This window comes from Bacillus canaveralius, assembly GCF_002860125.1.
GTDB lineage: Bacteria > Bacillota > Bacilli > Bacillales > Cytobacillaceae > Bacillus_BJ > Bacillus_BJ canaveralius.
This window is the reverse complement of sequence record NZ_PGVA01000081.1, coordinates 1-21372: the sequence shown is the minus strand read 5'-3', so window position 1 is coordinate 21372 and position 21372 is coordinate 1. Positions and strand designations below refer to the sequence as shown.

Here is a 21372-nt window from a genome sequence, read left to right as displayed (position 1 = left end):
CATGAATCCGCTTACACGTTTTAGGTGGAAATAAATTCCGCCAACAAATGCTTGACTCAAACCTGTGTCGCTGAGATGTTTAAACGTGCGTTGTTTTGTGGTAGAATGAGCCTGAGCCATAGTTGAAACCCTCCGTGTAATTAATTGTTTTAGTCGACATTAATGATACACGGTTTCACTATGGTTTTTCTTTTTTTATGGTGTTGCATTTCATTTTACAATTAACCCTTTAAACAAAAAGGCAGAAATTCTTACATTTAGTGAGGGTTTCTGCCTTTTTTGATTTATATTGAAGGTATCTATTTTAAGTGGGTGGTTTCGGTGATACAAAAACAACAATCGATGATGTTCAGTTCCTATATGGAGCTCTATAATCTAATCGTCCCTGAGGACAATATGTTACGCAGGATCAATGACCTGGTCGACTTTTCTTTTGTTTACGATGAACTTCAGGATAAATATTGCCTTGTGTTTTAGACGGTCAAAAAAGTGCTTTAGTAATTGTTATATAGGTGTAACTAAACCAACTAAACAAGAAAAATTGAACTGAATAAATTCCAAATAATAGATCTCATTTCTGTTATTCGAAAATTGGATATTATTTTAGAAAGATTAATTTAAAATAGAAGATATATATTGAAAGCTTTAAACGAAGGGGGAAATTGATGTCTAAAGGATTTATCAAAGATGGGAGACCCCAAATTTCAGCTCCTTATACGGACTGACTTTATTGCTTCACCGTATGTGGGGTCAGGCGCTTTTTTTCGTATGCCTCTTACACAACCATAATCCAACGACCGCTGTTATCACTATCGTAAATACGCCTTCAGGGCTTGGAGTTACTAGATATTCATATCCCTCTCGCACATCTAAGTATTTTTTTAGGATAAGAGTATCTACAAGGGCATTTGCTATCGTGTGAAGGATCACAGCTGGCCATACGCTATTCGTGACATAACGAATTTCCCCATAGACAACTGATAAAATAACAAGTCCAATCATTACTCGCGGAATATAGGCTAGCAGACTTTCCGCAGTATCCACGAGAACCAATAAATAGGGTATATGCCACAGAGCCCAAATCACGCCGACACAAATATGACATAGAAACCTGTTGATTCCCATAGAAAACAGTTTCGGAGCAAGATATCCCCTCCAAGCGAATTCTTCAAAAATGTTCTTAAAAAACATAGGTAACAGGGCCAAACTAAATGCAAGTAGAAATGACGATGAAAAATTGGATGTATCAATCAACTTCAAGTTGTGTCCGATTAAAACGATAATCACAGTTATAACTGGAATAAACAGGATACTGATGAAATAAGGGAAAAGATTTCCCCGAAATTTAAGCTCGATACCTAAATCCCTCCAACCGTCTCCCATGAAAGAACGAAGAATAATCGTTGTGAGCAGGGGCAAGACAAGCCAAATAAGTTGCCCCAAACTGCCATTAGCATCTGTACCAACCTTCAAATCCACTAGTCGGCCTACCCATCCGCAGCTTAAAACAACCAAAGAAAAAATAAGTACATTTCTTAGTGTTTTCTTATCATATTTTCTATCCGTCATGTTAAACATCCTCGTCCTAATTCCATATTTTCATTGTTTCAAGTATTGCTCATACCACTCTTTAATTTGATATAAATACAAGATTCCTTGTTCTATTCGTATATTCCTTCTTCCATTATACGCATCTAGTTCATCTAATTTACTCATCGTGCAATAATCTCTTTTAGCGTCATCTTTGCCACCTGCCTTTGTGTACTTATCTACATTACGGAACAAATATTCGTTTTAATCAAATATCAACATCAAAGATTAACAGAGCCAAAGTTAAAAAGTATTGCGCTTTATTGCAGCGGAGTGGTTACGAAATCAATGAGGATCTGTTGGTAAGTCTTGATTGAGTCAATCTCAACGTATTCGTCATCACCGTGCCAGTTGGCGCCGCTTGGGCCGAATTCAATTGCTGGTATGCCATGGTGAGAGAAGAAAACCGTATCAGCAGAACCATGCTGGCCAAAGATCGTTGCTTGGCGGTTTGCATGCTTTTCAACAACCGAACGGAGATTAGAAACAAACGGGTCATCATCTTTCGTGTGGACCGGGCTTCCGACGAGGTTCACGAATACGTCTCCATCTGTTACCGCTTCAATCTCCTTTACGATTTCATCCTTATTTTGAGTAGGCAAATAGCGGATGTCAAGAGAAAGCGTGCAAAGGTCGGGAACCTTATTGTACGCTTCACCTCCGCTGATTTTTGCCAGATTGATAGAAGGAGCTTTATAAAAAGCAGAACTCTCCTTTGTGAAAGGAAGTTCCAAGATTTTCGAATAAACCTGCCACGCTTTTTCAATGGCATTAATTCCTTCCCAGGGCCGGCTGCCATGGGCAGATTTACCGCGCAGTTCAATGTCGAGACGCAATACACCTTTTGCTTGAATTGCGATTCCAAGTTGGGTCGGTTCTGAACAAATGACAAAATCTCCTCTATAACCGTTCTCAACGAGGTATCCCGAACAATTAAGCCCGCCGTCCTCCTCATCAGAAACAATTTGCAGTTGAATTTTATATGGAATATCGTCGTCTTTTATCTGGACAAGTATACACATCATGGCGGCAACGCCCGCTTTCATATCTGCGGCCCCGCGCCCGTATAAGCGGCCGTCTTCCACAGCCGGAATATATTGTTCTTTCCGTCCTCTTACAACGTCAACATGCCCGTTAAATACAATGGTTTTTTCGCCGCGCCCAATTTCACATACAGCCATCCGATAGCCATTATTTTCAATGATCTCTGTCTTGAGTCCGTGTTCATGCAGCCATTGTGCACAGAAAGTAACGGCTTGATTTGCCCCTTCTCTATTTGAACTGTCGATTAAAATGAGTTCCTTTAATAATTCCTTAATCATTACGGGAGGCCTCCTTCTAAAAAGTGTCATTCTTTCTATACCCGAAATGGTACGGGAAGGAACAATAACAATCCATTATGAGAAAAATACCAACCACTGTATGGTGGCAGTATAGAAATGTCGCTTTGCTTGCAGTATACTTTACAAGACCATGTACAAGTATAAGCACAAGCATATCTAATAACATTAGATTAAAAATAAAGGAGACAATTATGTCAAAGCCACTTATCGAAAATCTTTCCCCGTTCATTAGGGAGGTTTGGAACAAATCGGGTTTTAAAAACCCAACCTCGATCCAGGAGATGAGCATACCGATCGCGCTCGAAGGAAAAGACTTGATCGCCGAGTCCCCGACAGGAACAGGAAAAACACTCGGTTATTTGTTGCCTGTCCTGCAAAAAATCGAGGTTGAAAAGCGGAATATTCAAGCGGTTATTTTAGCTTCTTCCCAGGAGCTTGTGATGCAAATTTTAGCGGAAATCCAGAAGTGGGCGGAAGGAAGCGGAATTCGGGCCGCATCGTTTATCGGCGGGGCCAATGCGAAAAGACAGCTTGAAAAGCTAAAGAAAAGCCCGCACGTGATCGTCGGAACGCCTGGCCGGACGCTTGAATTAATCAAACAGAAAAAAATGAAAATGCATGAGGTAAAAACGGTTGTGCTGGATGAGGCTGACCAGCTCTTTGTCCCTGAGCACGAAAATACCGTCCGGCAGATTATTAAGTCCACGCTTGGCGATCGGCAAATTCTCCTGTTTTCAGCAACTCTGACGAAGAGAACAGAGGAAATTGCCAGAGAAATAGCAAGAGAGCCGGAGATTATTAGAATTACAAAGGATGAAACAATCGATGCTTCGACGGTGGAGCATGCTTATGTTATTACGGAACAGCGCGATAAAATTAATTTTATTGAAAAGCTTTCAAGGATTTCGGGGATAAAAGGTCTAGTATTTGTACGAGATATCGGGAATTTGAATGTCCTCGCAGAAAAGCTTAAATTCAAAAAAGTAAATGCTGAAGTGCTCCATAGTGATTTGGGCAAAATGGACAGGCAGGCCGCGATCAGGAACTTCAGGACGGGAAAAAGCAATTTGCTGCTGGCCACCGATATTGCTGCAAGGGGTCTCGACATTCAAGGAATTACCCATGTAATCCATTACGATTTTCCGAGGGATCTTAACCAGTACGTTCACCGCTCAGGCAGAACCGGAAGATTTGGTGCAAGCGGCACGGTTCTCGCCATTGTCACAGATAGAGAAGAGCGGGATCTGAAAAAATTCGCACGTGAATTGGGGATTTCGATCACTGAAAAAGTGTTCTTTAAAAGTGAAATAGTTGATAAACAAAATAGAAACCGCTCTTGACAAGAAAAACGATTCAAACATGCTCGCAGAAAGAGCCGTTTTCATTGCTGGTCTATTAAGTATGGTTCTACGGGAACAGAAATGCTCTGCGATCCGAACCTGATGTTAGAAAAACTAACAAGGTCATTGACGGATTGAATCGTTGTTGATATACTCCAGCTATCACAGAAAAAAATAAATACTTGCTCTTATCCAGAGCGGCGGAGGGACAGGCCCTGTGAAGCCCGGCAACCTGCAAGGAAACTTGCAAGGTGCTAAATCCTGCAGATATAAGATCTGGAAGATAAGAGGAGGATTGTCCATTAAACCTCTTCTTTACCTGAAGGGGTTTTTATATTTTCGGCAAAATTGGTCTGGAATTATAAATTTTACATATGAACAAGAAGGTGTGAAAGCTTTGGGAGAGAAATTTGAAACAGAAGTGCTGCACAGTCGAAAAAAGCAAAAACGAGAAATTAAAAGCAAAGTAACACCAATCTATCAAACCTCAGCGTTTAAGTTTGATAATTTAGAAGAGCTTGAAGGATATTATCAAGGCGAGGGAAACTATTTATATTCCAGAGTTGGAAACCCGAATACGGATGAACTTGGGGAAGCCGTGGCGGCACTGGAAGGTGCACCGGCCGGGGTGGCGTCGTCCTCTGGGTTATCGGCGATTCTTGCCGGCGTTCTTTCCGTTGCCCGAAGCGGAGACCATATTGTTGCAACGGACGATTTATATGGAGGCAGCTATCACTTATTGAAAGAAGAGCTTCACGAGCTTGGGATTGAAACGACATTCACTTCCTTTTCTGATCTTAAGAGCGTTGAGGAAGCAATCCGGGAGAACACGGTGCTTCTTTATACGGAGTCGATTACAAATCCGCTTCTTCGTGTAGAAAAGCTTGAAGCGATTGTCGAGCTTGCCAAAAAGTACGACCTTTTTACACTTGTTGATAATACGTTTGCCACTCCTTATCATTGTAAGCCGTTCATACTTGGAATCGATCTTGTCGTGCACAGTGCGACAAAATATATTGGCGGGCACAGCGATATCACCGCTGGCGTGCTTGTCGGCAGAGAGGAATTAATCAGCAAAGCAAGAGCAAAAATTGTCAATTTAGGCGCAAATCTCAGTCCTTTCGAAGCATGGTTAACATGCCGGGGTCTGAAAACGCTGGCTGTCAGAATGAAGACACAATCAGAAAACGCTAAACGGCTGGCTGAGGCTATGCAGAATCATCAATTCGTAGCAAAAACCTATTATCCATTTAGCGCAAATCCTGAAAACTTTGGGGCAATGGTAACGATTGAGCTTGATAAACATGTTGATGTCAGCGAATTTTTCCGCTCCTTAACATGGGTGAAAATTGTTCCGACACTTGCCGGAGTAGAGACGACTGTTTCGCACCCGCTCAAGACATCCCATCGTGCGCTTCCACCGGAAACTTGTGCTGAACTGGGTATCACGAACGAGGTCGTCCGAATTTCGGTCGGTATTGAGCATTATGAAGACATTATCGTTGAATTCGAGAATGCCATTAAAAAGGCGCTAAATTGAGTAAATTTGAAATGTAATAAGCTAAACTGAAAAACGAATGAAGTTGTCTAGATATACAGGAGTATGCCGTAGGAAATGAATAATACTAACTTAACATTAAATAACAGTTCGTTTTTCATTAAAGAATTGCTTTATGAAATTCATTCAATTAAAAAAATACAAAAAAATTTATATTTTTAGTCATTTGTTATTGACTAAAAAAATAAACTTTACTATAATCCTTTATAAAGTTAACAGTTTAGTGTTTTAATCAAATAAAATATCTCTTATCCAGAGTGACGGAGGGAACAGGCCCGAAGATGTCCGGCAACCTTCAAGCCCCAAGCTTGAAAAGGTGCTAATTCCTGCAGGCAGCATGATGCTGTTTGAAAGATAAGAGGAGGGGCCCCCTCTTCTTATGAAGAGGGGGCTTTTATTGTTTTACAAAATTTTCATTTTGAAAAAAAGCCGGTTCTCATTGATGCAGTGGCGCTGAACGTTCACGAGAGCTTGTTAAACATTAAACCTATTATTCTTATAAAATTAATCAGATTTGGGAGGAAATAAAATGTCACAATCTTATGATACTTACGATTTAGAAACGATCCTTTTACACGGAGGGCAGTCACCTGACCCGACCACAGGCTCAAGAGCCGTTCCAATCTATCAAACAAGTTCATATGTTTTTCATAATACAGAACATGCCCAAAGTTTATTTTCCCTTGATGAGCCTGGCAATATCTATTCAAGGATTGGAAATCCAACCGTTGATGTTTTCGAAAAAAGGCTTGCCTTGCTTGAAGATGGGGTTGCCGCTGTGGCTACATCTTCCGGAATGGCCGCGATTGCCCTGTCGATCATGAATATTGCCCAGGCTGGCGATGAAATTGTTGCTGCGTCAAGCTTGTACGGAGGAACATATAATTTATTCGCGATTACCCTGCCAAAGTACGGTATTAAAGTTCATTTCGTTGATGCAACTGATCCGGAAAATTTCAGGAAAGCAATTACACCTAAAACCAAGGCAGTTTATGGAGAGATCATCGGAAATCCAAGCTTGCACGTTTTTGATATTGAAGCAGTGGCTGAAATTGCCCATGAACATGGAGTGCCATTAATTATTGATAATACTTTTGCTTCCCCATATTTGTGTAAACCAATCCAATGGGGTGCTGATATCGTTGTCCATTCAGCGACAAAATGGATTGGCGGACATGGAACAACAATTGGCGGTATCGTGATTGACGGCGGACGCTTTAATTGGAACAGTGAGAAATTCCCTGGTTTTACAGAACCAGATCCAAGCTATAATGGCTTGCACTATGCCAATGATTTTGGAACGCTTGCTTTCAGCACAAAGCTGCGCGTCCAGTTATTGCGCGATTTCGGTTCATCGCTAAGCCCGCACAGTGCGTTTTTACTGCTGCAGGGGCTTGAAACGCTTCATTTAAGAGTTGAAAAACATAATGAAAATGCCTTGAAGGTTGCAGACTTTCTAAAAGCTCATCCTGCTGTCGAGTGGGTATCCTATCCGGGACTTGAAGAGCATCCAGCTCATGAACTGGCCAAGAAATACTTAGGGGGCGGATTCGGGTCGATCGTCAACTTTGGAATTAAGGGTGGACGTGACACCGGGAAAACGGTCATCGACCATGTTGCACTATGGTCCCATGTTGCCAATGTCGGGGATGCTAAGTCGTTGATTATCCATCCGGCCTCAACTACGCATCAGCAACTGAGTGCTGAGGATCTCATTAAAACAGGGGTTACTGAAGAATTGATCCGCTTATCGATCGGGATTGAATCGGTGCGCGATTTAACAAACGATTTGGACCGTGCTTTCTTCGAAGCAACTGGGCTTTCTTCCAAAGGAGAAGTAAAGGGCGATGTCGCAGTGAATGATGAAGGTGTGATTCGTTGGGCCCTTCAATCACCAATTATTCGTGAAACAGAGAACGGCAATGAAGTTCAGCGTGCAAAGACATTGGCTGTTGTCGGGCTAAGCAGCAATCCGGGCCGCCCGAGCCACCGTCTGGCAAGGAAAATGCAGCGGCTTGGCTACCGTATCATTCCGGTCAATCCTCGAGAAACGGAAGTCCTTGGCGAAAAGGCCTATCCGGATTTAACGTCGATTCCGTTTAAAGTTGATATTGTCCAGGTATTCCGCAGCCCTGAAGCGGCGGTCGAAATTGCCGAAGAAGCAGGCAAAATTAAGCCGAAGGTTTTCTGGCTCCAGGAGGGTGTTATTTCCCCTAAAGCTGTAGAGGTCGCAAAAGAAGCAGGACTTGAAGTTGTCCAAAACCGCTGTACCTATAAAGAAGCACAAAGGCTAAGGGGCACAATTGTCACCTTTGCATGTGAAATATAGAAGTTGGAAAATCGAAAGGGGTAAAAAAAGATGAAAAAATGGTTCAGTTTATTGGCTGGTGTACTCGCATTGTTCGCGATAGCCGGTTGTTCGAATAACACAACTGCAAGCGGGGATGGGAAAAGCGGCAAGCCCGATAAAGTTGTTTTGGATTATGCGTATTATTCACCAACAAGTTTAGTTTTAAAAGAATTCGGCTGGGCTGAAGAAGCATTTAAAGAAGAGGGCATTGAGGTCGAATTTGTCCTCAGCCAGGGAAGCAATAAAGCTCTTGAATTCCTAAACAGCAGCAGTGTTGATTTCGGCTCAACAGCCGGTGCTGCTGCATTAATGGCAAAAGCAAAAGGTGCGCCAATTGAGTCTGTTTATCTTTATTCAAAGCCGGAATGGACGGCGTTGGTGGTCAATAACGATTCACCGATCAAGGATGTTGGTGATCTTAAAGGGAAAAAGGTTGCTGCCACAGTGGGAACAGATCCATATATTTTCTTGCTAAGAGCTCTTGATGAGGAGGGCCTTTCCCAATCCGATATTGAGCTGGTGAACTTGCAGCATGGCGATGGAGGAAGTGCTTTAACGACGGGCCAGGTTGAGGCATGGGCAGGTCTTGACCCGCATATGGCAAGGCTTGAGGTCGAAGCAGATACGAAGCTATTCTATCGAAATACTGATTTTAACACGTACGGGGTATTAAACGTTCGAAGCGAATTTGCCAAGAAGTATCCAGAGCATGTTGAGAAAGTAATTGAAGTTTATGAGAAAGCAAGAAAGTGGACGCTTGAAAATCCTGAGGAAGCTGCTGAGATTCTCTCGAAAGAAGCGCAAATAAGCCCTGAAGTCGCCAAATTGCAAATGCAAAGAAACGATTTTTCAAATGCTGTGCCGGGCGATGAACAAAGGGAAGCTTTACAATCAGCCGGTAAGGTATTACAAAAAGGAGAAATTATTGAAAAAGGAACAGAAGTATCAGAGCTCGTTGACGAACTGATCAATCCGAAATTTGCCGAGAAGGTCATTCAACAATAGGCTGTCACTATGCAGCCCGTACAAAGTGGGGGTATTACAAATGAAAGATTCGACGGTTTCAACGCCTTTAACGATCGGAAAATCGAAAAAAAGTTTCCAGGTAAATAAGCATCTGAAAGCGACCTTGCTTGGTGGGGTTGTACCGGGATTTTTGATCATTTTATGGGAGTACTTGAGTAAAAGCGGTTTTTTTCCGGCCCATCTGCTGCCTGCTCCGACGATCATACTCGACACGATTATGACGATGGGGCAGGACGGAACACTGTGGGGGCATCTTGGCATTACACTTTACCGGCTCTTTTCAGGATTTTTAATAGGCGTGGCACTGGCGGTCTTGATCGGCTCAATTGTCGGTTATCTGAAAAAAGCAGAGAGCTTGCTTGATCCGTTGATCCAGGCTTTCCGCTCGATTCCATCGCTTGCCTGGGTACCGCTGTTTATTTTATGGATGGGAATCGGCGAACCTTCAAAGGTCGTACTGATCGCCGTTGGTGTCTTTTTCCCGGTCTATTTAAATATTGTGTCAGGCATTCAAAATGTCGACCGTAAGCTGATAGAGGTCGGTAAAATCTATAATTTCAACTCCTACCAGCTAATTCGCAGAATTATCCTTCCGGCCTCGCTGCCATCGTTTCTCGTCGGGATTCGCAGCGGGTTAGGATTAGGCTGGATGTTTGTAGTCGCCGCTGAATTGATGGGAGCAAGCGAAGGCATTGGTTATCTGCTTGTCTACGGACAAAACACATATTCTCCGCAACTGATTATTTCCAGCATTGTCCTGTTTGCAATCCTGGGAAAATTAACAGATTCGATCTTGAAGAGCATTGAAACAAAAACACTCCATTGGCAAGATACGATTGCCAGGAAAGCGTAGGGGACTGATAGCATGTTAGCAATTGAGAATGTATCCAGGACGTTTTCCGGCGGTTCGACCGGCTTTAAAAATATCAATCTTTCCGTTCAACAAGGGAAAGTAATCGGAATCCTCGGAACGAGCGGCTGTGGCAAAAGCACGCTGCTTCGCGTTTTATCCGGACTTGATCAGGAATACCATGGACACGTCAAGATCGATGAAGAACATGTGGAAGCAGTCCATGAGAAAATCGGGATGATCTTTCAGGAACCCCGCCTGCTCCCGTGGTTGAATGTAATTGATAATGTCTCGCTCGGTTTAAAAAACGATGCGCAGAAAAAGGCGAAGGCAGCTGAATATTTATCTGCCGTGGGATTGGATGGCTTTGAAAAGCATTTTCCAAAGGATTTATCAGGCGGAATGGCTCAAAGGGTCGCGATTGCCAGAGCACTTGTAACAGCGCCGGAAATATTGCTGCTCGATGAACCGTTCAGTGCATTAGATGCATTTACGAAAATGCAGCTTCAGGAATTATTGCTGTCGATCTGGCAAAAGTTCCAGTCGACCATCCTGCTTGTTACCCATGATATCGATGAGGCACTGTATCTTTGTGACCGGATAATCATTCTCAGGGGCCAACCTGGAGAAGTCTATCATTCAATCAATTTGAATGAGCCGCGGCCGCGGGCAAGGGGAGACGCAGCACTTGCCAGGACGAAAGAAAAGATTATCAATCTTTTAGATTTATCGACGAATGGGTAAAGGCGAATTCACAAGAAAGAACAAAGGGGTTTGATTATGACTTTATTAGCTAGACATCATTTACCTCCAAAAGAGGGGGATTATAATCTTCGGAATTATCTTGAAGCATGTGAGACGTTTTCCTGGGCAGAAGCCGAAAAGGCGTTCAGCTGGAAAAAGACAGGCCGCATCAACATGGCGCACGAATGTGTTGATAAACATGTTGAAGAAGGATATGGCAGCAAAACGGCAATCCATTATATAAATGGTGAAGACGAGTATAAATTAACCTTCAAGGAAGTAAAGGAAAAATCAGATCATCTTGCTTCTGTGTTAAGGGCGCATGGCGTCAAAAAGGGAGATATTGTGTTTATCTTTTTGCCAAAGCATCCGGATTGCTATATTGCCATGATGGCGGTCATTAAGCTCGGCGCGATAGCCGGTCCATTATTCGAAGCATTCATGGAAGAAGCGATCAGGGACCGCGTTGCAGATTGTGACGGGAAATTCATGATTACCGATCATGTTCTTGGCAAAAGAATTCCGAAGAACGACCTTCCATCGCTGGAAAAAATATTTATTACTTCCTCTCCTGAGCATTGTGAAGCCGGGGAAATTTCACTACCGGCAGAGCTGGCGGCTATTGAGCGTGAATCTGACATTACAGAATGGCTCGATATGGAATCAGGATTGAACATTCACTATACAAGCGGTTCGACAGGAAAGCCCAAAGGGGTAGTTCATGCTCACAGGGCGATGGTTCAGCAATACTTGACCGGCAAATGGGTGCTTGATTTGAAAAACGACGATGTATACTGGTGCACAGCCCATCCCGGCTGGGTGACGGGGACCGTGTACGGTATTTTTGCCCCATGGCTAAACAGGGCAACATTGGTTGTTAATGGCGGCCGTTTCGATGCGCGCTCATGGTACAGGACGCTTGAAAAGACAGAAGTGACGGTCTGGTACAGCGCGCCAACCGCATTCAGGATGCTAATGGCCGAAGGGAACGATCTTCAAAAGGAGTACGACCTTTCTTTGCTCCGGCATGTGTTGAGTGTAGGTGAACCCTTAAATCCTGAAGTTATTTATTGGGGTGAGGAAACGCTAGGCAAGCGAATCCACGATACATGGTGGATGACTGAAACAGGCGCCCAGCTGATTGTGAATCTTCCGTCGGAAGTCATTAAGCCTGGATCAATGGGCAGGCCTTTTCCTGGAATCCAAGTTGCTATTTTGGACGATGACGGGAATATCTTGCCGCACGGGGAGGTCGGGCATCTTGCAATCAAAGCCTCGTGGCCTGCGATCATGCGCGAAATTTGGAAAAATGAAGAGAAATATCACTCGTATTTCCCGTTCCCCGGCTGGTATTTATCCGGAGATCTGGCGATTTTAGATGAAGACGGCTATGTGTTTTTCCAGGGCAGAAGCGATGATATGATCAATTCTTCCGGAGAACGGATCGGCCCTTTTGAAGTGGAAAGTAAATTAATTGAACACCCTGCCGTAGCAGAAGCAGGTGTAATCGGAAAGCCTGATGCGTTGCGCGGTGAAATTGTGAAAGCATTTATCGTACTCCGTAAAGGTTACAAGCCAAGTGACGAGCTTCTGGAAGATATCCGCCAATTTGTTAAAAAGAAGCTGGCTGCCCATGCAGCGCCGCGGGAAGCGGAATTCATTGATCAGCTTCCAAAAACAAAAATAAGCGGAAAAATTTTGCGAAGAGAGCTGAAGGCACGTGAGCTTGAAAAGATCAATAAACGGTAAAAAACCGGGTGCCCTGCTCATAGAGTATGGGAAAGTTAACATTGGCAGCTTCACGTTTGATTCCGGTGATCAACTGGAAGAGGTGGAGCTCGCCTATGAATTGGCCGGTAAGCGAAACAGGCCTGTCGTGATTGTGTGCCACGCGTTAACCGGAAATCAGAATACGGTTGGCACAAATGATCAGCCTGGCTGGTGGTCCGGCTTAATCGGACCCGGGCGTTACATTGATACGAACGAGTATATGGTGATCACCTTCAATGTGCTTGGCGGCTGCTCCGGATCGACCGGGCCTGCCAGCATAAACCCGAAAACAGGAAGCACGTATAAGCAGGACTTTCCGGAAATTACAATCAGGGATATAGTCCGCGCCCAGCATCAAGCATTGCAAAAACTCGGCATTCATGAGGCGAAAGCGATTATTGGAGGCTCTCTGGGAGGAATGCAGGCGTGGGAGTGGGGAATTCTTTATCCATCCTTTTCCGAATTGTTAATTCCGCTGGCTGCCACGCCATTTTTAAGCGATTATGCGATTGCTTTTAATACAATTGGCAGAACCGCGATTATGGCAGACCCTGAATGGCAGGGCGGCTATTATCCGGACGGGAAAAAACTTGCCGGTCTGGAAATCGCCAGGATGGTGGGCATGGTTACCTACCGAACCGATTATTTATTTAGTAATAGGTTTCAAAGAGAGCAAAAAGTAGATGGTGCTGAATTCCAGGTTGAATCCTACTTGAAGTATCAGGGAGAAAAGCTGGCAGCACGCTTTGATGCCAACAGTTATTTGCGTTTATTGAGTGCGATGGACCGACATGATATCGGCTTCAACCGTAAAAATTGGCAGGAAGCATTAAAGCAGGTCCAGGCTTCCGTCCTTCTGCTCGGATTTACGGGCGATCTTCTTTATCCGCCCCATGCGATTAAGGAAGCTGCAGATCTTCTTTTAGAGCAAAATAAGGAGTCCGTGTTTTTCGAGGTGAAAACAAATTTCGGTCACGATGGGTTTTTAACGGAATTTTCCAACTGGAGCGGGCATATTAAAACGGCCCTCGACTCCGGGTTAAGAGGAGTGGACAAATGCAAACCCTTAACATTGTATTATTAGGATACGGAACAGTCGGCAAAGGTGTTTATAATACGATTCATTACCATCAGGAGAGGCTTAAAAGCATTCTTGGCAAAAAAGTGGAAATTAAGGCTGTTCTTGTTAAAAATATTGATAAGCATAAGCTTCCAGATGCCGATGTGGTCCTGACAGACCGGTTTGAGGATATTGATCAACTTGGTAAGATCGACGTCGTGATTGATGCAATTGTTGGTAAAGAGCCAGGCTTTCATTACTTGAAGCATTCTATCAAAAAGGGCTGCCATGTCATTACCGCTAATAAGGAAATGTTCGCCCACCACGGAAGAGAACTTCTTGAGTTGGCGAATGAACAAGCGGTGTCAGTCGGCTATGAGGCGACTGTTGGCGGCGGGATTCCGGTTATTCAAACGTTAAGAAAACTGCTCAATGTTAATAGGATTGAAAAAATAGAAGGAATATTAAATGGGACTTCCAATTTCATTTTAACGACAATGAGAGAAGAAGATCTTTCGTTTGAACATGCATTATCACTTGCTCAGCGAAATGGCTATGCAGAAGCAGACCCGACCAATGATGTCGAAGGCTATGATGCCTTTTATAAAGCAGCAATCCTTAGCCAGCTTGTTTTTGGCGAACAGCCTGATTGGAACAAAACATTCAGACAAGGCATTGCCGAGATTACGATTGAACAAATCAAGTCTTATAACGAACTGGGCTTTCGGTTTAAGCATGTAGCATCAATGGAGAAAACGGCCAGCGGTGTCCATTGTTCTGTGAAACCTGTGCTTGTGACACGTGCACATCCTCTGTACCAAGTAGAGGGCGTTCAAAATGCTGTTTCGATTGATGCTGATATTGTCGGCAACATCAGTCTCCTTGGCCCCGGTGCGGGAATGTACCCGACAGCGAGCGCGATTATTGAAGATCTGATTCATGTCGGCACAGACAATCCGGTCCCGCGTACCCAAGCATTTGATGGACTGCAGGAGGGTCATGAAAAAGAAGCGTGGGTTCTGTCAGGCCAATTTGACAGGGGAGCTTTTTCAAAAGAGATTGAAGTTGTTGCCACACTTGATTCCGAGAACGTCATTGCGAAAGCAGCAAAAAAAGATATCAAGCTCAGTGGTGTTATCTATTATCCGCTGCTTGGAGAATACAGTGCATATAAAAACTCAAATGAAAAAGAACTGCCGTTGCCGGTCTAGCGCTAGCGGCAGTTCTTTTTTCTTGCTTTTTCAATTGGAAAGCAATGCCAGTTTTAACCTCCTTAAAGCGGGTATTTTTATGGTGTACAGCTTTTCCAACTAAAAAGGAGGAATAAAATATGGCTGAGCAAACAAAACACATTGTCGGAGTATACGATACACATGAAGAAGCGATTCGTGCTGTTGAAGATTTGAAGATGCAAGGATATCGCTCAGAAGAGATCTCGGTTATTGGTAAACATGATGATGAAGTTGACGAAGTAACAGAAGCAACGGGCACAAAAGCAGAGGAAGGCCTTGCTGCCGGGGCAGCAACGGGCGGAGCGCTTGGCGGCCTGGCTGGCTTGTTGGCAGGTGTCGGTGCGTTGGCAATTCCGGGAGTCGGACCAATTATCGCCGCAGGTCCAATTGCCGCTACTTTAACAGGAGCTGCGGTAGGAGCCGGGGCCGGCGGATTGACCGGTGCGCTGATCGGAATGGGGATTCCCGAGGACGAGGCTGGTCACTATGAGTCTGAAGTGAAAGCAGGAAAAATTTTGGTACTCGTTGATGGTGAATCGGCAAAGATGGGCAGAGCCGGATTTGATGAGACCGATATGAGATCAATGGACGGCACAGTAACCGGCACTGGCAGAATGGATAGAGATAATGCATATCTATCAAATAATGAGCATCTCACATCCAACAACCCTGCTTCAGTCCGCGACAGTTTTAATAGTAAAGACTTTTAAACAAAGCGGAAGCTTATTTATCCACGTTAAATAGTCTAAGAGAGAAACAAGCGCTGTTGGCTTGTTGCTGCAGGGACCGTTCCTCAAGCAGGGAGCGGTCCCTTTTTTGACTAATTTGTGAAATTATTCACAAATTAGCGTGGTATGTGAGGAAACTCATATAAAGATATTCTTGGAGAATTTACAATGGAGGAAAGTAGTCTTGCCAAATTAGAATGTGATCAGATCAAATAAAGAACGGCCGGACAGAGGAGGAAATCATGGAGGCAGTTATTTTTGCAGGACATGGCAGTCGCACTGGGGCAGGTAACCAGGAGTTTATTGATTTTATCGAAATGGCAATGGAAAGTCTGAATACGCCCATTAAAGCCTATTCATTTTATGAGAGGGCGGAGCCATCCATCCTGCAGGCAGTTGAAAATGTAATAAGACAGGGTGCTACTGAGGTGACAGTTATTCCTGTCCTGCTTTTACCAGGCATTCATGCCAACTCAGGGATCCCGCAAGAAATAGCACGTGCAAGAGCCATCTATCCTGAGATTGTATTCAAATGTGGAGAAGCGATTGGAGTTGATCCGATTATCATCGATATTCTTAAAGACCGTCTCGCCAGTAAAATGTATGCCCATGATGGCAATGAAGCTGTTTTGCTGGTAAGCCATGGCAGCCCTGACCCTGTTGCAGCTGTAGAGATGGAGGCGATTTCGTGTTTTCTTGGTGAGGAGCTTGGAACGAAATCGCTTGTTGGATATTTGATAAATCCCCCATATTTTCTTGAAAAGCTGGCAGAGCTGCACGAACAATCATTTCAAAAGGTATATATTATTCCTTATTTATTGTTTGGAGGGCGTTTTCAGTCAGAAGTAGAAGAAAGAATAGCAGCATTTGAGCAATCGAACAGCTCCATGGAATTTATCTTCTGCGATCCGATCGGGTTTGATGAACGAATCAAAAAACTTTTAATTCAGCGTGCAGAAGGCGCGAAGCAGTTGCAATAATCCAGCGAAAAAAAATAATATGATAAAGTTGGCGGGAACCGATCGAGAGGTTGCCAATTGCGGTGGAAGGCATAAAGCCAATGGCCGCAACTTTAAATGTTCTGTACACAATACAGAAATCCATCGGGATGTGAACGGAGCACAAAATATATGCCGGAAAAGATTCGCGATGGGACAAAATCGGTCGATGTATTGTATCGACAACCCGTTTGGTACGAAAGGTACCTAACAGTAAAAAAATGTAAGGAAACAAGTGATAAAGTATCGCCTGGAGGAAGGCGTAGTAGGCACGACACCGCCCTTTTATTGGACTGTTTCTCCAATAAATGTTGCTTGCCGTATCCTTGCCTCTGCTTTAGGTCCTTCTCCGGAAGGGGCTATACCTGAAATAAGCAAGGTAATAGCAAGAAAAGAAGCCCACGGCTTCAGCCGTGGGTGGTGTCACAGGAAGAGCAGATAAGCATGCTTTATGATTCAATTAAGATAGTGCTTTCAAGGGCAACGAATGCTGGAGGGTATATGGATCACCCGCTTTTTGCTGGAGACGTAAAAACGGGTGGTTATAATCAGCTTTTCAATGTGTATGATCGGGCAGGGGAACCTTGCACCCGCTGTGGCACAGCTATTGAAAAGGGAGAAATAGCTGCGAGGAAAAGCTTTTATTGCCCAAATTGCCAAAAAGTAAATACCGCTTCTCGGAGTGCTGCTGTGCCAGCTGAATAAGAAAAGTTGGCTGCTGAATTTTCCAAATCTTAAATAAAAAAAAGAAGGCTGGGACATGATTCGGCCTTCTTTTTTTGAAAATGAAACTTATTTTTTTCTTTCCTGTCCAGGCAAGCGGTCGATCCGCTTCGAGTCCTCGGTGTTTAATGCGCTTTTTAAGAAATAAACGAACATTCCCCCAAATAAACCTAAACATATAATAAAACCAACTGTGATCACCCACATTTCAGCCACTTCATTACCTCCTTTTTAGAGGTATATGCATGGTGGGCATGGTTTTTACCCAATGTTTTACTAAAGCAACCAGGCTGTTGCCGACAGATAAGTTAATGTCATGATCAGAAATAGGAAACCAAACGATGCAATGGCTAAAATTTCCGATTTTTTATTAAGGTTATATGGCAAAATTGAACATCCCGAATAGAAATTCTACACATTTTGCAACTTTTTTTCCTCATAATCGTATACCATTAAGGCGAGTTCATTTTAACAGAAAAGAGGGAAACGTATGGCACAGTATGCACTTGAGGTGCAGTCGTTAACGAAAAGAATCGGAAAGAAGACGATTGTTGACGATGTAAGCTTTAGCATTGAAAAAGGAGAGATATTTGGCTTGTTAGGGCCAAACGGGGCCGGTAAAACGACGATCATCCGAATGATTGTCAGTCTGATAAACCGGACAGGCGGCCATGTCATCGTTAATGGACATAACCTTGATGAAGCCTTCAAGGAAACGATGAGTGAGATTGGCGCTATTGTTGAAAATCCGGAATTCTATAAATATATGAGCGGTTATAAAAATCTCATTCACTATGCAAGAATGGCCGACAAGGAAATACCTGAATCAAGAATTGAAGAAGTAATTGAATTAGTAGGTTTAAAAAACGCTATCCATAATAAAGTAAAAACTTATTCACTTGGGATGCGGCAACGCTTAGGGGTGGCACAGGCGCTTTTACATAATCCGTCTTTGTTGGTATTGGATGAACCGACGAATGGGCTCGATCCTCAAGGAATTCGGGAATTCAGGGACTATCTCCATTCATTGGCGAGCCAGGGAATTTCAGTGTTGGTGTCATCACATTTACTTTCAGAAATGCAGTTGATGTGCAACCGCTTTGCGATCATCGATAAAGGAAAGCTTACCCATATTTCAAACATGAATGATAGTGTTGAAGGGTCTGACCAAGAATTGCGCGATGTGATCTTCGAGGTTGAAAATGTTGAGAATGCGGTTGAACTTTTAAAGACTAATGGATTGATAAAGGAAGTTAAGGCATCAAAAGGGCAGGAATTCACGATTGCCATAAAGAGAGATACGATCGCCAGGGCGAATCAAATACTCGTTCAAAATAATATTGATGTATATGGGATCAGCAGTGTGAAGGCAACACTGGAGGATCGCTTTTTAGAACTAACCAACAAGGATCAAAAGGAGCAAAGCTTATGATTAATTTGATACGCAATGAGCTTATGAAAATTTTTCAGAAAAAAGCCAGCTGGGTTTATATGATTATTATCGTACTAGCCGTTTTGATTGGCGGAATCGTATACCAAAGAATAAATGCGGAGCCAAACGAAAACTGGCGTGAAGAACTGCAAATGCAAAATCAACAGTTAGAGAAGGATGTGGAGGGGCTTCCTGAAGGAGAAAAACAGTGGGCACAACAACAAATCGATCAAAACCAGAAGTACTTGGACGAGGATATTAATCCAAATGAAAAAACAAATTGGCACTTTATGAATGAAGTAGTCGTTGGAGTAGGATCCTTAGTGACGCTGTTCGTTGTCATTGTCTGCAGCGCCAATGTCTCAGCGGAATTCTCCGACGGGACGATCAAACAGCTGCTAATTCGCCCGCACCGCAGATGGGCCGTTTTATTATCAAAGTATATTGCAGTGATTATTTATGCGATTTTATTGGTGCTAACCCTGATTGTCTCAGGATATTTGATCGGATTGATTTTATTCGGAAATGGTGCATTTGATACGAAAATATTTGAAATGGGCATTGAAGGACAACAGGAAGCCGTGGTAGGAACACAATATTTGCTCAAGACGCTCTACTTTTTACCTGGTTTATTGGTGATTATGACGATTGCCTTTATGCTGTCGACATTGTTTAAAAGCCAGGCACTTGCTGTCGGCATCGGAATTTTTGTATTGTTCTTTTCTTCATCGATCGGTGGGATCCTGATCGTTCTAGCCGGAAAGTATGAATGGGTGAAATTCTTGATTTTCCCGCATCTGGATTTAACGATTTACACCCTCCAGGATACGATTTTGGATGACATCACATTACCAATATCACTGGCTATTCTTGCCGTCTATTACGCGATATTTTTGGTGATTACCTTTGTCTTTTTCCAGAAACGGGATATAAGTATATAGTGGCATTTGGAAAACCCGGCACCGATGGGGCCGGGTTTTCTATATTGTAAATTGGATTTTTGTATAGTTGGACAGAAAAAGCGAAGGCCAAATCAGAACGATTTGGCCTTCGCTTTCAAATTATAATAGATCCGCGAAGAAAAGTTTTGATATATCCGCGGAAAATTTGATATATCCGCGAAAGCTTTTGATATATCCGCGAAAATTTTGATATATCCGCGAAAAGCAAAATCCGCTCCGGGATTTTTTAAAAGAATGTTATTTCCCGACCGACTCTGACTGGGCCAGACCCTGGCTGCGGTCCTTCCAGCTTAACAGCATGAAATAGCTCATGAACAGGATGATCGCACCTGTCACATATGGATAGTGGATGTTGACATCAAACAATATCCCGGCAAGAGCAGGGCCGACCATATTTCCGATACTCATATACATATTGTTCATCCCGGCTACAAAACCCTGTTCGTTTCCTGCCATTTTCGAAAGTAATGTGTTCAGTGCAGGCCTTACGAGTGATGTTGCTGTGAAGAATACAAGCGTAACGGCTAAGATAGACCAGAAAGAATCAGCGAGCAGAAGTACGAGCATGGACACCGCAGAGATCAAGAATGTCCAGTACATTACGTTCCTTTCACCAAACCTGGTCAGCATGATATCGACAAATATCGATTGGACAATAACACCAATTAATGCGCCGACTGTAATGATGATTGAAATATCCTTAGGGGTAAAACCAAATTTATCATCAACGTAGAGCCCAAAAATTGCTTCAAAGTTGGCAAGTCCGAATGTCATCGAGAAAATGAGGATAAGCAGCATAAAATATGGTGCTTTAAACGATTTTTTCAGTTGTTGAAGCATGCTCTCTTTTTGGCGAACCGCGGATCTGGCCTTTTGCTGTTCTTCAATTGACAGTGTTTCCGGCAAAAAGAACAGCGATAAAACAGTTGCGATGCCGGCAATAACGGTTGCTGTATAAAAAGGGACTCTTATGCCAACTTCAGCAAGGAATCCGCCAATCCCGGGCCCGATTACAAATCCCAGTGACATGCAGGCACCGAGTAAACCCATCCCTTTCCCTCGTTCTCTCTCTGTTGTGATGTCGGCGACATACGCCATCATCGGCGGAACCATAAAAGCAGCCCCAACACCGCCTAGCAGCCTCGAGGCAAACAGCATCCAAATCTCTGTCCCGACTGCAAATATCAGCTGTGAAATAGTGAAGGCAGCGAGGCCAACAATAATTGGAAGTCTCCGTCCGTATTTATCCGACATTTCTCCAGCAATCGGTGAGAACAGGAACTGGGTCAATGCAAAAACGGCAACTAAATAACCCATCGCTTGGCCGCCAACACCAAATTCATCAAGGAACATAGGCAATACAGGGATAATCAACCCAATACCAACCATCGCAATAAACATATTGACCATTAAAAGCACCAGCGGCGTCCGATTTTCCTTCAGCGATGACATATATCTTATCCCCTCTTTCATTGATGGTCATTTATAAGCTTATTTTTGCCATACAGCAAAAAAACCTAATCTTTAAATTTAACTATGACCAGCAGTCATATCATGAAATTTTACTACTTCCAGTTACATTTTACAAGAAGATTATTAATTCGGTTTGAGTCAAGCATTTGTTGGCGGAATTTATTTCCACCTAAAACGTGTAAGCGGATTCATG

Annotated in this window: 19 protein-coding genes, 1 pseudogene and 2 riboswitches; of the genes and pseudogenes, 16 read left to right on the top strand and 4 right to left on the bottom strand. The window is 43.4% G+C overall.

Annotated features, from left to right (window positions below; translation table 11 throughout):
- Positions 1 to 321: 321 nt before the first annotated feature.
- Positions 322 to 468 (top strand): annotated as a pseudogene (locus CU635_RS23565) (IS5/IS1182 family transposase); the annotation flags it as partial.
- A 282-nt stretch (positions 469 to 750) separates the two neighbouring features.
- Here the strand turns inward: CU635_RS23565 and CU635_RS21760 are convergent.
- The gene (locus tag CU635_RS21760) at positions 751 to 1569 is read right to left on the bottom strand and encodes a type II CAAX endopeptidase family protein (RefSeq protein ID WP_180956613.1); all 819 of its coding nucleotides are present in this window, start codon (positions 1567 to 1569) and stop codon (positions 751 to 753) included.
- Between the two features lie 281 nt (positions 1570 to 1850).
- A complete protein-coding gene (locus CU635_RS21755) occupies positions 1851 to 2912 on the bottom strand; it encodes a M20 family metallopeptidase (RefSeq protein ID WP_101579474.1) in 1062 nt (353 codons plus the stop codon).
- A 212-nt stretch (positions 2913 to 3124) separates the two neighbouring features.
- Between CU635_RS21755 and CU635_RS21750 the strand changes: the two genes are divergently transcribed.
- The 13 genes from CU635_RS21750 (at position 3125) to CU635_RS21695 (ending at position 17294) form a co-directional block, all read left to right on the top strand.
- Positions 3125 to 4273 carry a DEAD/DEAH box helicase gene (locus CU635_RS21750; RefSeq protein ID WP_101579473.1) on the top strand — a complete coding sequence of 383 codons (1149 nt, stop codon included), beginning with the start codon at positions 3125 to 3127 and terminating at the stop codon, positions 4271 to 4273.
- Positions 4274 to 4458: 185 nt separating this feature from the next.
- Positions 4459 to 4563, top strand: a riboswitch (SAM riboswitch).
- 107 nt (positions 4564 to 4670) lie between these two features.
- Positions 4671 to 5813 carry a trans-sulfuration enzyme family protein gene (locus tag CU635_RS21745; protein ID WP_101579477.1) on the top strand — a complete coding sequence of 381 codons (1143 nt, stop codon included), beginning with the start codon at positions 4671 to 4673 and terminating at the stop codon, positions 5811 to 5813.
- Positions 5814 to 6076: 263 nt separating this feature from the next.
- Positions 6077 to 6192: riboswitch (SAM riboswitch) on the top strand.
- A gap of 168 nt (positions 6193 to 6360) precedes the next feature.
- Positions 6361 to 8160, top strand: a complete 1800-nt coding sequence (locus CU635_RS21740; RefSeq protein WP_101579472.1) for a PLP-dependent aspartate aminotransferase family protein — start codon at positions 6361 to 6363, stop codon at positions 8158 to 8160.
- A gap of 30 nt (positions 8161 to 8190) precedes the next feature.
- The gene (locus CU635_RS21735; RefSeq protein WP_101579471.1) at positions 8191 to 9186 is read left to right on the top strand and encodes an aliphatic sulfonate ABC transporter substrate-binding protein; all 996 of its coding nucleotides are present in this window, start codon (positions 8191 to 8193) and stop codon (positions 9184 to 9186) included.
- A gap of 40 nt (positions 9187 to 9226) precedes the next feature.
- The gene (locus tag CU635_RS21730) at positions 9227 to 10060 is read left to right on the top strand and encodes an ABC transporter permease (RefSeq protein ID WP_101579470.1); all 834 of its coding nucleotides are present in this window, start codon (positions 9227 to 9229) and stop codon (positions 10058 to 10060) included.
- Positions 10061 to 10072: 12 nt separating this feature from the next.
- On the top strand, positions 10073 to 10801 hold the full coding sequence (locus CU635_RS21725) for an ABC transporter ATP-binding protein (protein ID WP_101579469.1): 729 nt from the start codon (positions 10073 to 10075) through the stop codon (positions 10799 to 10801).
- Between the two features lie 36 nt (positions 10802 to 10837).
- Complete coding sequence (gene acsA, locus CU635_RS21720) at positions 10838 to 12550, top strand: acetate--CoA ligase (RefSeq protein ID WP_101579468.1); 1713 nt, start codon at positions 10838 to 10840, stop codon at positions 12548 to 12550.
- Complete coding sequence (gene metX, locus CU635_RS21715; RefSeq protein ID WP_245917558.1) at positions 12528 to 13655, top strand: homoserine O-acetyltransferase MetX; 1128 nt, start codon at positions 12528 to 12530, stop codon at positions 13653 to 13655. Before acsA ends, metX begins: the two co-directional genes overlap by 23 nt.
- Positions 13628 to 14842: a homoserine dehydrogenase gene (locus CU635_RS21710; RefSeq protein WP_101579467.1), complete on the top strand. Its 1215-nt coding sequence runs from the start codon at positions 13628 to 13630 to the stop codon at positions 14840 to 14842. Before metX ends, CU635_RS21710 begins: the two co-directional genes overlap by 28 nt.
- 119 nt (positions 14843 to 14961) lie before the next feature.
- Entirely contained in the window at positions 14962 to 15573 is a 612-nt protein-coding gene (locus CU635_RS21705; RefSeq protein ID WP_101579466.1) for a general stress protein, read from the top strand.
- A gap of 260 nt (positions 15574 to 15833) precedes the next feature.
- On the top strand, positions 15834 to 16571 hold the full coding sequence (locus tag CU635_RS21700) for a sirohydrochlorin chelatase (protein ID WP_101579465.1): 738 nt from the start codon (positions 15834 to 15836) through the stop codon (positions 16569 to 16571).
- A gap of 19 nt (positions 16572 to 16590) precedes the next feature.
- Entirely contained in the window at positions 16591 to 16800 is a 210-nt protein-coding gene (locus CU635_RS23140) for a zinc ribbon domain-containing protein (RefSeq protein ID WP_142382835.1), read from the top strand.
- Positions 16801 to 17033: 233 nt separating this feature from the next.
- Positions 17034 to 17294, top strand: coding sequence for a zinc finger domain-containing protein (locus CU635_RS21695; RefSeq protein ID WP_101579464.1), 261 nt, complete (start codon positions 17034 to 17036; stop codon positions 17292 to 17294).
- An 87-nt stretch (positions 17295 to 17381) separates the two neighbouring features.
- Here the strand turns inward: CU635_RS21695 and CU635_RS23560 are convergent, their stop codons facing one another.
- Complete coding sequence (locus CU635_RS23560) at positions 17382 to 17528, bottom strand: hypothetical protein (protein ID WP_180955537.1); 147 nt, start codon at positions 17526 to 17528, stop codon at positions 17382 to 17384.
- Positions 17529 to 17802: 274 nt separating this feature from the next.
- On the opposite strand from CU635_RS23560, the gene CU635_RS21690 reads away from it, so the two are divergent.
- Positions 17803 to 18744 carry an ABC transporter ATP-binding protein gene (locus CU635_RS21690; RefSeq protein WP_101579463.1) on the top strand — a complete coding sequence of 314 codons (942 nt, stop codon included), beginning with the start codon at positions 17803 to 17805 and terminating at the stop codon, positions 18742 to 18744.
- On the top strand, positions 18741 to 19685 hold the full coding sequence (locus tag CU635_RS21685) for an ABC transporter permease subunit (RefSeq protein ID WP_101579462.1): 945 nt from the start codon (positions 18741 to 18743) through the stop codon (positions 19683 to 19685). Before CU635_RS21690 ends, CU635_RS21685 begins: the two co-directional genes overlap by 4 nt.
- A 258-nt stretch (positions 19686 to 19943) precedes the next feature.
- Here CU635_RS21685 and CU635_RS21680 read toward each other — a convergent pair whose 3' ends face one another.
- A complete protein-coding gene (locus tag CU635_RS21680) occupies positions 19944 to 21158 on the bottom strand; it encodes an MFS transporter (RefSeq protein WP_101579461.1) in 1215 nt (404 codons plus the stop codon).
- Positions 21159 to 21372 lie beyond the last annotated feature (214 nt).